This window comes from Mesorhizobium sp. M0954 (assembly GCF_040319155.1).
Classification (GTDB): Bacteria; Pseudomonadota; Alphaproteobacteria; order Rhizobiales; family Rhizobiaceae; genus Mesorhizobium.
This window is the reverse complement of record NZ_JAMYNR010000016.1, coordinates 24457-38144: the sequence shown is the minus strand read 5'-3', so window position 1 is coordinate 38144 and position 13688 is coordinate 24457. Positions and strand designations below refer to the sequence as shown.

14 protein-coding genes are annotated in these 13688 nt (G+C 63.2%); 7 read left to right on the top strand and 7 right to left on the bottom strand.

What is annotated here, in order from left to right; translation table 11 throughout:
- Nucleotides 1-12: 12 nt before the first annotated feature.
- The 3 genes from NKH93_RS21670 to NKH93_RS21660 all read left to right on the top strand — a co-directional run bounded on the left by NKH93_RS21670 (nucleotide 13) and on the right by NKH93_RS21660 (nucleotide 4660).
- Complete coding sequence (locus tag NKH93_RS21670; RefSeq protein ID WP_352817707.1) at nucleotides 13-1224, top strand: efflux RND transporter periplasmic adaptor subunit; 1212 nt, start codon at nucleotides 13-15, stop codon at nucleotides 1222-1224.
- A 2-nt stretch (nucleotides 1225-1226) separates the two neighbouring features.
- On the top strand, nucleotides 1227-4403 hold the full coding sequence (locus NKH93_RS21665; protein ID WP_352918466.1) for an efflux RND transporter permease subunit: 3177 nt from the start codon (nucleotides 1227-1229) through the stop codon (nucleotides 4401-4403).
- A gap of 98 nt (nucleotides 4404-4501) precedes the next feature.
- The gene (locus NKH93_RS21660; RefSeq protein ID WP_023678456.1) at nucleotides 4502-4660 is read left to right on the top strand and encodes a DUF3309 family protein; all 159 of its coding nucleotides are present in this window, start codon (nucleotides 4502-4504) and stop codon (nucleotides 4658-4660) included.
- A 67-nt stretch (nucleotides 4661-4727) separates the two neighbouring features.
- On the opposite strand, the gene NKH93_RS21655 is transcribed toward NKH93_RS21660, so the two are convergent.
- The 5 genes from NKH93_RS21655 to NKH93_RS21635 all read right to left on the bottom strand — a co-directional run bounded on the left by NKH93_RS21655 (nucleotide 4728) and on the right by NKH93_RS21635 (nucleotide 8626).
- A complete protein-coding gene (locus NKH93_RS21655) occupies nucleotides 4728-5639 on the bottom strand; it encodes an SDR family oxidoreductase (RefSeq protein WP_352817712.1) in 912 nt (303 codons plus the stop codon).
- 54 nt (nucleotides 5640-5693) lie between these two features.
- Nucleotides 5694-6875: an MFS transporter gene (locus NKH93_RS21650; RefSeq protein WP_352817715.1), complete on the bottom strand. Its 1182-nt coding sequence runs from the start codon at nucleotides 6873-6875 to the stop codon at nucleotides 5694-5696.
- A gap of 146 nt (nucleotides 6876-7021) precedes the next feature.
- The gene (locus NKH93_RS21645; RefSeq protein WP_352613450.1) at nucleotides 7022-7483 is read right to left on the bottom strand and encodes a cupin domain-containing protein; all 462 of its coding nucleotides are present in this window, start codon (nucleotides 7481-7483) and stop codon (nucleotides 7022-7024) included.
- Nucleotides 7484-7493: 10 nt separating this feature from the next.
- Complete coding sequence (locus NKH93_RS21640) at nucleotides 7494-7802, bottom strand: DUF1244 domain-containing protein (RefSeq protein ID WP_352471171.1); 309 nt, start codon at nucleotides 7800-7802, stop codon at nucleotides 7494-7496.
- A 26-nt stretch (nucleotides 7803-7828) separates the two neighbouring features.
- Nucleotides 7829-8626 carry an N-formylglutamate amidohydrolase gene (locus tag NKH93_RS21635; RefSeq protein WP_352817717.1) on the bottom strand — a complete coding sequence of 266 codons (798 nt, stop codon included), beginning with the start codon at nucleotides 8624-8626 and terminating at the stop codon, nucleotides 7829-7831.
- 286 nt (nucleotides 8627-8912) lie between these two features.
- Here NKH93_RS21635 and NKH93_RS21630 point away from each other — a divergent pair, with 286 nt between their 5' ends.
- From NKH93_RS21630 to NKH93_RS21620, 3 genes are all read left to right on the top strand, one after another.
- The gene (locus NKH93_RS21630; protein ID WP_352489443.1) at nucleotides 8913-9359 is read left to right on the top strand and encodes a DUF1036 domain-containing protein; all 447 of its coding nucleotides are present in this window, start codon (nucleotides 8913-8915) and stop codon (nucleotides 9357-9359) included.
- Complete coding sequence (gene pyk / locus NKH93_RS21625; protein ID WP_352454861.1) at nucleotides 9356-10786, top strand: pyruvate kinase; 1431 nt, start codon at nucleotides 9356-9358, stop codon at nucleotides 10784-10786. Before NKH93_RS21630 ends, pyk begins: the two co-directional genes overlap by 4 nt.
- A gap of 216 nt (nucleotides 10787-11002) precedes the next feature.
- Nucleotides 11003-12091, top strand: coding sequence for an NAD(P)H-dependent flavin oxidoreductase (locus NKH93_RS21620; RefSeq protein ID WP_352971989.1), 1089 nt, complete (start codon nucleotides 11003-11005; stop codon nucleotides 12089-12091).
- A gap of 110 nt (nucleotides 12092-12201) precedes the next feature.
- Here NKH93_RS21620 and NKH93_RS21615 read toward each other — a convergent pair whose 3' ends face one another.
- Nucleotides 12202-12801, bottom strand: coding sequence for a tetratricopeptide repeat protein (locus NKH93_RS21615; protein WP_352918461.1), 600 nt, complete (start codon nucleotides 12799-12801; stop codon nucleotides 12202-12204).
- Nucleotides 12802-12895: 94 nt separating this feature from the next.
- On the bottom strand, nucleotides 12896-13021 hold the full coding sequence (ykgO, locus tag NKH93_RS21610; protein ID WP_006327841.1) for a type B 50S ribosomal protein L36: 126 nt from the start codon (nucleotides 13019-13021) through the stop codon (nucleotides 12896-12898).
- Between the two features lie 224 nt (nucleotides 13022-13245).
- On the opposite strand from ykgO, the gene NKH93_RS21605 reads away from it, so the two are divergent.
- Nucleotides 13246-13668: a lysozyme inhibitor LprI family protein gene (locus NKH93_RS21605; protein WP_352471167.1), complete on the top strand. Its 423-nt coding sequence runs from the start codon at nucleotides 13246-13248 to the stop codon at nucleotides 13666-13668.
- Nucleotides 13669-13688 lie beyond the last annotated feature (20 nt).

Genomic DNA, 13688 nt, shown 5'->3' with positions numbered 1-13688 from the left:
GAAAAAATGACGATGCCGAAATTCAGGTTTCACAAGCTTGCAGCCATTGTTGTGCTCATCGGGTTCGCCGGCTGGATGGCGACAGGCGAGTTCTCGTCCGTCGGCAGCGCGTCCGCCGACAACAAGCCCAAGGCAGGAGAGGTCGAGCAGCCCAAGGCAGCCGACGCAGGCAAGCCCCAAACTGGTAAACAGGGGGCTGCCAAGCCGGGGACCGCCGAGGCGGAACAGCCCAAGGCGCCGTTGCGCACGGTCGCGGTCATAGCCCCGCCGCGGCGCACCTATGCACGCGCTATCCGCATTTCCGGACTGACCGAAGCCGACAAGCGCGCCGTCCTGGCGACACGCGTCGCCGGCGTCATCGACAAGCTGCCGGTCAAGCAGGGCCAGCACGTCAAGACCGGCGACCTGATCCTGATGCTTGCCGCCGAGGAAAAAATCTCGGCGGTCGACAATGCCAAGCAGCTTGTCGTGCAACGTGAGGCAGAGCTGGCTGCGGCCCTGGGGCTGATGAAAACCGGCAATCTGCCCAAGTTGCAGCTCGACACAGCCCGCTCCAACCTGACGCTGGCCAAGTCGCTACTGGACGCAGCGCAAGCCGAACTCGACCGCAACGAGGTGAAGGCGCCCTTCGACGGCGTTATCGACCGGGTACCGGTGGAGCTTGGCAGTTCCGTGATGCAGGGCGGCGAGGTGGCGACCATTCTGAAGCTCGATCCGGTGATCGCCCGCGGCGAAGTCAGCGAACGCGATCTCGGCTATCTGAAGATCGGCGACAAGGCCGATGTGCGTCTGGTCAGCGGCCAGAATGTCGAGGGCACGGTGCGCTACATCAGCCGCGATGCATCTTCGGCAACCCGTACCTTCCGCGTCGAAGTCGCCATCCCCAACGCCGATGGTTCCGTACCGGCCGGCATGACGGCAGAAATTGCGCTCAGCGCCCAGCCGACCGACGCCGTCATGCTGCCGCGCTCGGTGGTGACGCTCGGCGACAAGGGCGATCTCGGCATTCGCGCCGTCGACAAGGACGACAAGGTCGTGTTCTTCCCGATCGACCTGGTCGACGACACGCCGACCGGCCTGGTGCTCGGCGGCATTCCGGCCGACGCCCGCATCATCGTCGCCGGCCAGGAACTGGTGAAGGAAGGCGAAGTGGTCAAGCCGGTCGAAGCCGACCAGGCGACCATCCAAAAGCTGTTGGGCGAAGCGACGACCGGGACGCAGTAATCATGGACATCGTCAAACTTGCAATCAGCAATGCCCGGCTGACCATTTCGGTCCTGGTCTTTCTCATCCTTGCTGGTGCGGTCGCTTACCAGTCGACGCCGAAGGAAGCGGAACCCGACGTTCCGATTCCGATGATGTATGTCAGTCTGATCTACCAGGGCATCTCGCCGGAAGACTCCGAGCGCCTCCTGCTGCGGCCGATGGAAGCCAAGCTGAAGAGCCTGAAAGGCCTCAAGGAGATGCGCTCGGCCGCCTTCCAGGGCGGCGGTTATGTGCTCGTTGAATTCCAGCCACAGACGGATCTCGCCACGGCGCTGCAGGACACGCGCAGCAAGGTGCAGGACGGCAAGGCCGACCTGCCGCAAGCGGCTGAGGAGCCCGTGGTCTCCGAGGTCAACATCTCCGAGTTCCCCGTCCTGGTCGTGACGCTGTCGGGCGAGGTGCCTGAGCGTGTGCTGACGGCGGCGGCGCGCGAGCTGCGCGACCGCATCGAGGAAGTGCCTGGCGTGCTCGAGGGCTCGCTGCAGGGTGCGCGCGACGACCTCGTCGAAGTGGTCATCGATCCGATGAAGCTGTCTTCCTACGGGCTGCAGCTCGACCAGTTGATCGGTGCGGTCGGCGCTTCCAACAGTCTTGTCGCCGCCGGCAACATCGAAGGATCCGAGGGCAAATACGCGGTCAAGGTGCCCTCGCTTATCGAGACACCACAGGATGTGGCGGCGCTTCCGGTCGTCGCCGGCCCCAATGCGGTGGTGCAGGCCAAGGACATTGCCACCATCCGCTCCACATTCAAGGACGCCGAGACGGTCACCCGCCTCGACGGCAAGCCGGCGATCGCCATCGAGGTGAAGAAGCGCATCGGCTCCAACCTGATCGATACGATTGGCAAGGTCAGGGAGGTGTCCGACGCCTTCATCAAGACGATGCCGGAGGGCATGCACGTCACCTACACGCAAGACAAGTCGGTCTTCGTGAACCAGTTGCTCGGCGACCTGCAGAACCACGTGATGATCGCCGTCATCCTGGTGTTCATCGTCATTCTCTACGCGCTGTCTGGCCGTGCCTCGCTGCTGATCGGATTGGCCATCCCCTCGTCCTTCCTGATCGGCATCCTGTTGCTGGCAATGATGGGCTACACGATCAACATGATCGTGCTGTTCAGCCTCATCCTGGCGGTCGGCATGCTGGTCGACGACGCCATCATCGTCACCGAATTCGCCGAGCGACGCATGAGCGAGGGCATGCCGAAGGAGCAAGCGTTCGCGCTTGCCGCCAAGCGCATGGCCGGCCCGGTCATCGCGGCGACGATGACGCGCATTGCCGCCTTCTCGCCGCTGTTGTTCTGGCCGGGCATTATCGGCGACTTCATGAAGTACATGCCGATCACGCTGATCGTGACGCTCTCGGCCTCGATGCTCTATGCGCTGGTCTTCGCGCCGACGCTGGGCGCGATATTTGCCAAGGCGCCGGCCCATCACCCCGACGACAATCGCGACGGCTGGTACATGGCCGTGGTCAAGCAGGCGGTGCATTATCCCATCACCGTGCTTGTCCTCACTGTGGCGCTGTTGTTCGGCGTCGGCTACGCCTATTCGAAATTCGGCGCCGGCGTCGAATTCTTCCCGAATGTCGAGCCTGACTACGGCCTGCTCTACGTCCACGCCCGCGGCAATCTTTCGCTTGCCGAAATGGACTCGGCCACCAAGACCGCGGAAAATCGCCTGCTCGGTTGGCCGGGCGTGAAGTCTGTCTATACCCGCGTCGGCAAGACGCAGGGCGGCGGCCAGGATGTTCCGGAAGACGTGGTTGGCGTGATCCAGTACGAATTCGTCGACTGGCGCGAGCGTAAATCGGCGAACTCAATCCTGGACGAACTGCGCGGCGTTATGGCCGGCATTCCCGGTGTTGACGTCGAGGTTCGCGTGCCGGAAGCCGGCCCGCCTACCGGCAAGCCGATCCAGATCAGGCTTTCGGCCGTCGATCCGAAGGGCCTTGACGACAAGGCCCGCGCCGTCGCCGCGCGCATAGCCAAGGTGCCCGGCGTCATCGATATTTCCGACGGCCTGGCGCCGCCCGGCGTCGACTGGGCGCTCGAGGTCGATCGCGCCAAGGCGGCGCAGTACGGCATCAGCCCAACCGCGGTCGGGACGGTCGTGCAATTGGTGACCAACGGGCTGAAGCTCAGCGAGTACCGGCCCGCCGGCGCCGACGATGCAGTCGACATCAGGCTGCGCCTGCCCGAGGATCGGCGCACGCTGTCGACGCTCGACGAACTCAGGGTGCAGACCGCGCAAGGCTCGGTGCCGATCTCGAACTTCGTCGTGCGCAAGCCGGAGCCGACGGTCGGTATCCTCAACCGCATCGACGGTGCGCGAACGGTCGTCGTCCAGGCCAACGTCGCCGCCGGCGCCCAGGTGGCTGCCGTCCAGCAGGAGGTCACCAAAGCTGTCGCCGACATGAACCTCGGCAGCGGCATTCGCTGGAAGCTTGCCGGTTCGAATGAGGACAGCGCGGAGGCTGGTGCCTTCCTCAGCAAAGCCTTCGGTGCGGCGATCTTCCTGATCTTCATCGTGCTTCTGGCGCAGTTCAACAAGTTCACCAGCGTCTGGCTGGTGCTGTCCTGCGTGGTCATGGCGACGATCGGCGTGTTCCTCGGGCTGCTGCTGACGGGAGAGGCATTCGGCATCGTCATGTCGGGCATCGGTGTCATCGCGCTGGCCGGGGTGGTGGTGAACAACAACATCGTGCTGATCGACACCTATGACCGGTTGCGCGAAGAGGGCTGGGACAAATACGAGGCCGTTCTGCAGACCTGCCGCGAGCGTGCCCGCCCGGTGGTGCTGACGGCGGTGTCGGCGATCCTCGGCGTGCTGCCGATCGCCTTCGGCCTCGGCCTCGAAATCTTTCATCACGAGACGACGATCAACGCGCCGTCGACGCAATGGTGGATTTCGCTGTCCTCGGCGATCGTCTTCGGGCTGTCCTTCGCCACCGTGCTGACGCTGGTGGTGACGCCGTCGATGCTGATGGTGTTCACTCGCGCCAAGGTCAAACCCGGTGCGCGTCGGGGCTGGTTCAGCCGCCTGTTCGGGCGTCGCAAGGCCGAAACCCCGTCGAAAGGCCTGGACGCCGATCTGGGCGCCGAACCGGCGATCGCCTTCCCGAAGGCCGCCGAATAGAGTCCGGATCGCGGTCCTGATCAAGCAAGGCCGCCCGGGAACAATGGGCGGCCTTCTGCATTGTTCCGTCATTGCAACCTCAAAGCGAGGATTTTCTGATGACGATCAGCACCATTCTCATCATTATCCTTATTCTTATTCTGATCGGCGCGGTTCCGGCGTGGCCGCATTCGCGGTCCTGGGGTTACGGACCATCAGGCATCGTCGGCGTCATCCTGATCGTTGTCCTGGTGCTGCTGTTGATGGGCCGGATCTGAGCGCAACCTTCCTCCCCGACCAGCGGCGGATGACCGTGAGGCCATCCGCCTTTTTTTTGGTTTGTTGTCAGGCAACTTTTTGCGTCGTTTTGATCGTGGCGATGCCGATATCCTCGAGCGCTTTCGACACTGCATTTTCCAGCGGCGTGTGCGGGATCGTACCGATAACGCTTTCCAGCCTGCCTGAAACCAGCCGGTGCGGCTCGAAGCGGAGATAGGACATCGAAACGATCTCGCGCCACATCGCCACGAACGGGCCGCCGGCACGCAGCACCCACCACGGCATCGACGTCAGTTTCAGCGAGCGCCCGAGCGCCTTCTCCGCGGCCGCCTTGATCTGCAGGTCGGTCACCGCATGGCCGGGAAAGTTCAGCGCCTCGTAGAAGCCGAGTTTGTCGAGATTGTCAGCCAGCCCGACGAAGGCCTTGGCCAGGTCGGGCAGATAGGCCCATTCATGCACGAGATCGACCGGCCCTGGGGCGGTATAGACGCCCTTGGTCATCTTGGCGGCAACAACCAGATCGAACCACGATCCGCTGCCGGTGCCGCCGAAGAAATCACCAGCGCGCAGCAGGATCGTGCGCACCAGACCCGCGTCGGCCTCGCGGCGAAACAGATCTTCCATGGCGACGCGGATACGGCCCTTTTCCGTCGTCGGGCGAAACGGCGTGTCTTCGGCGATCACCGCCGGCATCTGCGAGCCGTAATAGTAGACGGTGCCCGGGAAGAGATGCAGCGCGCCGTTCGCCCGGCAGGCAGCCATCACATTCTCGGCCATCGGCAGGCATTTGCTCCAGTCGGTGTAGAGCGGGTTGAGGCCGTTGAAAATGATATCGACGCCTTCGGTCGCGCGGATCAGCGCAGCACGGTCGAGCGCGTCGCCGGCGATCGCCGTGGCGCCTTTGAGCTCGGCCGGCACCTTGCCGCTGCGGGTGATGGCACGGACATCGTAGCCGGCATCGATGAAGGCCTTGGCCACCGTGCGGCCGAGGCGGCCATTGGCGGCGGATTTCCTCTACGAAGAGTTCAAGCGCTATTCGGCCGGTGCGGGCTCGGCAGCGAATTCGGCGCGGTGAGCGAGGCCGGCCATCAACAGCACGACGACCAGCAGCCCGGACAGAGCGACGAAGATCGGGCCGAAGCTCGAGTGCTCGGCGATGAAGCCAATCGCCGACGGCGCCACCAGAATGCCTGAGTAACCCATTGTGGTGACGACGCTCATGCCGGTGCCGGACGCCATGCCCTCCTGGTTGCCGGCGGCCGAAAAGATGATCGGCACCATGTTGGCAATGCCGAGGCCGCAAAAGGCAAAGGCGGCAATGGCCAGCCAAGGCGAGGGAGCCAGCCCGGCCACCAGCATGCCGGCAGCAGCGGCAAGGGCCGAGGCGCGCAACGTCGTAACGGCACCGAAACGGTTGCGGACGCCATCGCCGAGAAAGCGCATAATGGCCATGACGCCGGAAAAGGCGGCATAGGCCAGGCCTGCGATGGCAAGATCGGCGCCGAGCTCCTGCCTGAGATACAGCGCCGCCCAGTCGAGTACCGCACCTTCGGAGATCATTGTCAGCAGCGCCATGAGCCCAACCAGATAGACCAGCGGGTTTGCCGGCAGCGCGAATTTGTGGTGCTCGGCGACTGGGTGCTTGTCCTCGGCGATCAGGTAGCGGATCGCTACGGCGATTACGGCAAAGGCAAGAGCCGTCACCACTGTCGCATGGGCGAGGTGACCGTAGTTCTGGATGGCGAAACCGCCCAAAGCGCCGCCGGCGAAACCGCCAAGGCTCCAGAAGCCGTGCGAGGACGACATGATGGCACGGGACAGCCGCCGTTCGACTGCCACTGCATTGGCATTCATGGCGACGTCCATGCCGCCGATCGAACCGCCGAAGATGAACATGGCGATGGCTGCAAGGGGCACGTTGGGGGCCAGAGCCACAACCAAAAGGCCGAAGCTGCCGGCAAGTCCGAACCAGCGCAGCACCGTGCGCGAGCCATGCTTCGAGATCAGATGGCCGCACCAGGTCATGGCAGTGACGGCGCCGGCACCGAACAACAGAATCAGCAAGCCGAGCGTGAACCTCGAAATGTCGAGTCGCGTCAGGAACACCGGGATCTGCGGCGCCCAACTGCCGGTCAAGAAGCCGTTGGCGAGGAAGATGCCGGCCACTGCCCAGCGTCCACGAATCGCGATCTGCGTGATTTTCTGCGCGTCCATCGGGTAGAATCCGGTCCGGAAATGGCGTTGCGCGGCAAATTAGATCGATTCAATTCACAGTCAAGCGCTCTTCGCCGAAAGTGCTTGGACCAGACGCTACGTCCTCTCGCGTCGGCCAACCATCTCGGCGGTCCACTCCGAAATCCCTACGGCTCGAGATAAGGCGCGCCATCCTTGTGCACAAACCGGCCGTCAGCGTTGGTGCTCATCATGTCGATGTCGGAGCAGGTGGCGACGTCGTCGGGCCAGCGCGAACCGACTTCGAGATAGATCGCCATCGCGCCCGATTTATTGATCATGTGATGGCCGTTGCCTGATCCTTTCGGAAAGGCCGCGCAATCACCGGCGCGCAGCACCGTCTCGCCGGCATCTTCGACGAGCGTCAGCTCGCCTTCAAGCACGTAGACGAATTCGTCTTCGTGCGAATGCCAGTGGCGCTGGCTCGACCAGTTGCCCGGCGGCAGGCGCATGAGATTGATGCCGAAGTCGGTGAGCCCGCCTGCGTTGCCTAGCCGCTGGCGCACGCGTTCGGCACAGGGTGCATCGAACGGCGGTGGATAGGATGAGCCCTTGCGTCCGGGCACGTCGGCAACGTCAATCTTAGGCACGGCGTCCTCCCTAGTGATCCCTAGGGCGCCTTGCCTCGAACTCGGCCTTCTTGGCGTCGGAGGCTTCGACCTGGTTCAGTGCCTGCCACTCGGCATAGGGCATGCCGTAGATGATCTCGCGCGACTGTTCCTTGCTGAGTTCGACACCTTCGGCTTGCGCCGCATCGCGGTACCAGTTGGACAGGCAGTTGCGGCAGAAGCCAGCGAGGTTCATCAGGTCGATGTTCTGCACGTCGGAATGCTCGCGCAGATGCGCGACCAGCCGGCGGAAGGCAGCGGCTTCGAAATCGCGCTTTTGTTCTTCGCTGAGTTCGGTCATGTCATGTTGGCCTCCCTTGGGCCTCATCATACCGGCCCGGTGCGCGAGCCGAATATTTTCACCGCATGTATATCGGCACGTCGGTCTATCGCGTCAACGATCGGCGCCAGCCGTTCGGCCCAGGCGAGGGCACCCTTGCGGTCGGCGATCAGGTCCTGGCGGACCTCGAGCAACGCATGGGCAAAGCCGTTGACGATGGCGTGCCTGAACATGGTATCGCCGCGCAGTGCGCCGTCATAGGGTTCGTTGTCGCCGACGATGAGGCTCTTGTCCTCGGCGAGCATGTCGATCAGCGGCCGCGCAACGCGGTCGTCCAGGTCCCACAATATGCCGACGTGCCACGGCCGCACGGAGCCCTGCATGGTCGGTGTGAAGGAATGCACCGAAAAGATGAAGGGTGCCTGCGCGGATGCTCGCGCCACAGAGGCGATCATGGCGCCGACGGCATCATGATAGGGGCGGTAAAAGCGGTCCAGCCGTCTTTCGCGCTCCTCCGGGGCCATGGGATGATTTCCCGGGATGATGGTGCCGTCATAGAGCTGACGAATCAGCGTTGGATCGTCTTCGCCGCGATTGGGGTCGATCAGCAGTCGCGAAAAATTGGCAAGCACCGCCGGAACGCCGAGCAGACTTGCGAGTTCGCGGGTTACAGTCTCGACGCCGATGTCGTAGGCGATGTGGCGGTCGAACTCCGCCGCCGGCAGGCCGAGACTGCCATACTCCTCCGGCAGGTCGCGGCGGGCGTGATCGGCCAGAAGCACCATGCCGCGCTTGCGATCGCCTTCGACGATATCGAAAGGCGCGAAAACTGTGGATCGGGTCATTGGCGGGAAAGGTCTGTTCGCTGGCTTTCGGGGAGGGTGGTATCGTCATTCCACGAAGAGAACGCTTGCGCAATGCCGTTGTTTGGCCACGGTTTCTGCCAAAAAACTGAGCAGGGGCGACCGCAAGCGCGCCAGAGCCTTCTAAATCGATTGGAATTGGACAGATCGGCGCGTTGACATGCGTACGGACTTTTCCGAAAAGGGGCGTTGAGAGATGCAAATGTGGTTCTTGAGGGGTTTCAGGATGGGTTTCGCCGGCAGGCTGCGTGTGCGCCACGCCTTGGCCATGCCGCTCCTGGTACCGGCCATGGCTCTTTTCGCGGTGATTTCGGCCTCGCCGGCACGGGCCGATTTCCGGGTCTGCAACGCCACGCAGAACCTGGTCGGCGTCGGCATCGGCTATCGCGCCAAGGCCGGCTGGATCACCGAAGGCTGGTGGCACATCGAAGGCTCGAGCTGCAAGACGCTGATCGAGGGACCGTTGTCATCAAGGTTTTACTATCTTTATGCAGAAGACGCCGAGCGCGGCGGACGCTGGGATGGCCCGATCAACATGTGCGTGGCCGAAAAAGAGTTCAAGATCGCCGGCGTTACCGATTGCGTCGCCCGGGGCTTTCAGCGCGCCGGATTCCAGGAATATGACACGGGCGAGCAGGCAAGCTGGATGGTCCAGCTGACTGACGAGCCCGCAACGGATGGCGCTCCAGCCGCCCCGGGAACAAACAGTCAATGAGACGCAGCCGCAAGGTCAAGATCCTCGCCACCATCGGTCCGGCCTCCTCGTCCGAGGAGATGCTGAAGAAGCTGTTCGAAGCCGGCGCCGACGTGTTCCGCATTAATATGAGCCACACCGACCATGAATTGATGCGGACGCTTGTCGGCCGCATTCGTGCCGTCGAGGAGGCGGTCGGCCGGCCGATCGGCGTTCTCGCCGACCTGCAAGGGCCAAAGCTGCGCGTCGGCAAGTTCGCCAACGGCAAAGAGGTGCTGACCGTCGGTCAGACCTTCACGCTCGACGACAATCCCGAGCCCGGCAATTCGACGAGGGTCTACCTGCCGCATCCCGAAATCCTGCGTTCGGTCGAGGCTGGTCATCGCCTGCTGATCGACGACGGCAAGCTCGAGCTCAAGGCGGTCAGCAGCAACGGCAAGGCGATCGTCTGCACCGTCGTCGCCGGCACCACCATTTCCGACAAGAAGGGCGTCAGCCTGCCCGACACCGACCTGCCGGTCGGCGCGCTGACGGAAAAGGACCGCCGGGATCTCGACGCGGTTCTGGCGACCGGCGTCGACTGGGTGGCGCTGTCCTTCGTGCAGCGGCCCGAGGACCTGGCCGAAGCGCGCAAGATCGCACGCGGCCGGGCGCTGATCATGGCCAAGATCGAAAAGCCGCAGGCCGTCGCCCGGCTGGCCGAGATCATCGAGCTTTCGGATGCGCTGATGGTCGCCCGCGGCGATCTCGGCGTCGAGATGCCTCTCGAAGCCGTGCCTGGCATTCAGAAGCAGATCACCCGCGCCGCGCGCCGTGCCGGCAAGCCGGTGGTGGTCGCCACGCAGATGCTGGAATCGATGATCACCGCGCCGGTGCCGACGCGGGCCGAGGTGTCGGACGTGTCGATCGCCGTGTTTGAAGGCGCCGACGCGATCATGCTTTCGGCGGAGTCCGCCGCCGGCGCCTATCCGGTCGAGGCGGTGGCGATGATGAACCGGATCGCCACCAAGGTCGAAACCGACCCGACCTATGCCGGAATTATCAACGCGCAGCGCTCGGAACCGGAAGCGACCGGAGCCGACGCGATTTCGCTCGCCGCCCGCGAAATAGCCGAGACGCTGAAGCTGTCGGCGATCATCACCTATACCGCGTCCGGCACGACCGGCTTGCGCGCCGCGCGCGAGCGGCCGCAAGTGCCGATCGTGGCGCTGTCGCCGATCCTCAACACGGCGCGGCGGCTGTCGCTGTTGTGGGGCACGCATTGCGTCGTTTCCCCCGACGCCAGCGACCTCGACGACATGGTCGACCGCGCCTGCCGCATCGCCTTCGATGAAGGTTTCGGCAAGCCGGGCGACCGCGTCATCATCACGGCCGGCGTGCCGCTGAGGACGCCGGGCTCGACCAACATGCTGCGCATCGCCTATGTCGGATCGGAAGTCGGCCGCTAATGTCGGCCGCGGCTGCCGGATAGGCCGGCTGCATGGCGCGTCGTAAACGCGGCGGCAGCCCGGTGCATTGACGGCAGTTGGGCTGCGATCAACGCCGAACTCCGCCAGCTTGCATCAGCCTGTGGCCGGCCGTGAAGCGGTTCGAAGGCCCTATCCGATCTTGAGCTGGAAGTCAGTTAAGGTAATCTCTCCTGGGAGAAAGAGGAGGGTGATCCAATGTGGATGCGCACTGATCTTCTGGAACTCCTCGGCATTGAGCACCCGATAATCCAGGCTCCGATGAGCGGCATCACCACGCCGGAACTGGCGGCGGCGGTCAGCAATGCCGGGGCGCTTGGCTCGCTCGGATGCGGCATTCTGCCTGCGGCGGCTATCCGCGAGCAGCTCACGGCGACACAGCACGCCACCAATCGTCCGATCAACGTCAACTTCTTTGCGCACCCGGCGCCGATACACGATGATGCGGCAGCCCAAAGTATGCGAGACCGCCTTCGCGGCTGCTATGAGGAGGTCGGCCTCGGACCGGTGCCCGAGCCGGGCGAGCCCTTCCCCACCTTCGATCGTGAGCGCCTCGAAATTGTGCTCGAGCTGCGCCCCAAGGTGGTCAGCTTCCACTTCGGTCTACCCGACACCGCAATTGTGCAGCAGTTGAAGGCGGCCGGCTGTACTGTCTTGTGTTCGGCCACCACCGTCTCGGAAGCGCGCCAGCTTCAGGCAGGAGGGGTGGACGCCATTATCGCCCAAGGATACGAGGCGGGTGGGCATCGCGGCACATTCACTGGCGACCCTGCTATTGGCACAGCCGGCACTATGGCACTCGTACCGCAGATTGTTGATGCCGTGCGGGTGCCTGTAATTGCCGCCGGCGGTATCTTCGACGGTCGCGGCATTGCTGCCAGCTTTGCACTTGGTGCATCTGGTGTGCAGATCGGCACGGCTTTCCTGGCCTGTCCTGAAGCCAATGTGCAGCCAGTCTATCGCGTAGCATTGCGCTCGGCCAACGACGAGAGCACGTCGGTGACTCGCTGCTTCACTGGCCGCCCAGCGCGCGTGGTGCGCAACCGGTTTGTGATGGAAATGGCTGGTGAGGAAGATGCAGCGTTGGCGTTTCCGCTGCAGGCGAGTCTGGTCATGCCACTTTCGATGGCAAAGGATGAAAGCAAGCGGGCTGACTTCTTGCCCATTTGGGCCGGGCAGGGCGTTGCGAAGCTGCGGGAGATGCCGGCCGCCGCCCTTGTGGAGAAACTCGTCACGGAAGCAAACGGCATAGATCGGGCCTATAGGGGAGTAGGGGGTAGGGGGTAGGGGAGTAGGGGAGTAGGGGAGTAGGGGAGTAGGGGAGTAGGGGGCATGTGTTCCACAGTGCAATCTGCACCTCTCACATACTACCCTATTCCCCTACTCCCTTACTGGTCTCAAATGCCTTCGCCGGCAAGCTCCTCGGAAAGTGCGGCGACCTGGTCCTGGGCGCTGCGCATCATTGGGTAGATGCCGAGCACGCGCTGCCAGGCCTCAAGTGCCGACTGCTTGTGGCCGGTTTCGGCCATGATCTGAGCCAGGCCCGAAAGCGCGCCGAAATGGCGTGGTTCGAGCTGCAGGGTGCGGTCGATGTCCGCCATCGACTTCCCGTAGTTCTTCATCATGAAATGAACAGTGGCGCGCCGGTTCCAGCCTTCCGCATAGGTCGGCTGCAAAGTCACAACCTGATCGAGGAAATCGAGTGCAACATCGAATTTCTGGTTTTCGATCGCCTTCTGCGACCATTGCATCATCAGGTCGATAGAGGCGCTGCCCGACTGGGACCACTCGCTGCCGATCCGTCCGGCGATGCGCTCGGCCGCCTTTTCATTGCGTTCGCGCTTGAGATCGGCAAACAGCTGATCGAGCCGCGCCTGTTTCGTCTTGACGACCGGAGGTGCTGCCGGCGGAGTTGTGGTCGGATCTTCAGCCCACGCCGGCAGCGAGACAGCGCCGGAAACGAGGAGGGCCGTGAAAAATGCAAAAAGAATCCGCATCGCGGGAATCTAGCCCCCGACGCCGGATCGTCAAACTGAATTTAGCGTGAGAGTCGTATCATGCGAACGGAGGCGCGCAGCCTCCGTCGAAAACTCAACCCTGGCGCGCCTTGTAGCGCGGCGCGGTCTTGTTGATGATGTAGACGCGGCCCTTGCGACGAACCAGCTGGTTGTCGCGGTGACGCGCCTTCAACGCCTTGAGCGAATTCTTGATTTTCATGGTCTTGCCCGTCGGTCTGGGCCCGGTCACGGGCCGAATTATTAAGGCGCGCCCACAGACGCGCCTTTGAACTGTGCGTGGCTCATAGACGAGGAGCGTTGCCCGTGTCAACCGCAAGCGCGTTGCCTAAACGATACGGACCGTTTCGTATCATCAATATCCGTCACTGGCGTTGCGCAGGCTTGAGACGGCTGGAATGATGCGGTTGCGAATTGGAGATCGTCATGCGCCGAATTCTTGTGTCCGCCTGTCTTGTCGTCCTCGCGGCAGGTTCTGTTGCCTATGCGCAGGAATGCGATCGCAACGACGACAGCCAGCAGATGATGAACATCTGCGCCGACGCGGACTACAAATCCGCCGACGCCAAGCTCAACAAAGCCTACCAGGATATCATCGGCGGAAGTGACGCAAAAGCCAGGAAGCTGTTGCAGACGGCGCAGCGCGCCTGGATCGCTTTTCGCGACGCGGAATGCAGCTATTCGGCCGCGGACAGCGAAGGCGGCTCGATCTATCCGATGCTGATATCGGAATGCCTGACGCGGCTGACCGACGATCGCACCAAGCAGCTCACCGCCGATTCGACCTGCGCGGAAGGCGATGTTAGCTGCGCCAGCCCCGACGAGGACGAGAGCGGCGAAATCCAGTAAGCGTAGGTTCTAACGTTGTG

Coding starts and splice junctions, on each gene's coding strand:
- NKH93_RS21670 (WP_352817707.1), top strand. CDS start 13: ATGCCGAAATTCAGGTTTCACAAGCTTGCAGCCATTGTTGTGCTCATC.
- NKH93_RS21665 (WP_352918466.1), top strand. CDS start 1,227: ATGGACATCGTCAAACTTGCAATCAGCAATGCCCGGCTGACCATTTCG.
- NKH93_RS21660 (WP_023678456.1), top strand. CDS start 4,502: ATGACGATCAGCACCATTCTCATCATTATCCTTATTCTTATTCTGATC.
- NKH93_RS21650 (WP_352817715.1), bottom strand. CDS start 6,875: ATGGACGCGCAGAAAATCACGCAGATCGCGATTCGTGGACGCTGGGCA.
- NKH93_RS21640 (WP_352471171.1), bottom strand. CDS start 7,802: ATGACCGAACTCAGCGAAGAACAAAAGCGCGATTTCGAAGCCGCTGCC.
- NKH93_RS21635 (WP_352817717.1), bottom strand. CDS start 8,626: ATGACCCGATCCACAGTTTTCGCGCCTTTCGATATCGTCGAAGGCGAT.
- NKH93_RS21630 (WP_352489443.1), top strand. CDS start 8,913: ATGCCGCTCCTGGTACCGGCCATGGCTCTTTTCGCGGTGATTTCGGCC.
- pyk (WP_352454861.1), top strand. CDS start 9,356: ATGAGACGCAGCCGCAAGGTCAAGATCCTCGCCACCATCGGTCCGGCC.
- NKH93_RS21620 (WP_352971989.1), top strand. CDS start 11,003: ATGTGGATGCGCACTGATCTTCTGGAACTCCTCGGCATTGAGCACCCG.
- NKH93_RS21615 (WP_352918461.1), bottom strand. CDS start 12,801: ATGCGGATTCTTTTTGCATTTTTCACGGCCCTCCTCGTTTCCGGCGCT.
- ykgO (WP_006327841.1), bottom strand. CDS start 13,021: ATGAAAATCAAGAATTCGCTCAAGGCGTTGAAGGCGCGTCACCGCGAC.
- NKH93_RS21605 (WP_352471167.1), top strand. CDS start 13,246: ATGCGCCGAATTCTTGTGTCCGCCTGTCTTGTCGTCCTCGCGGCAGGT.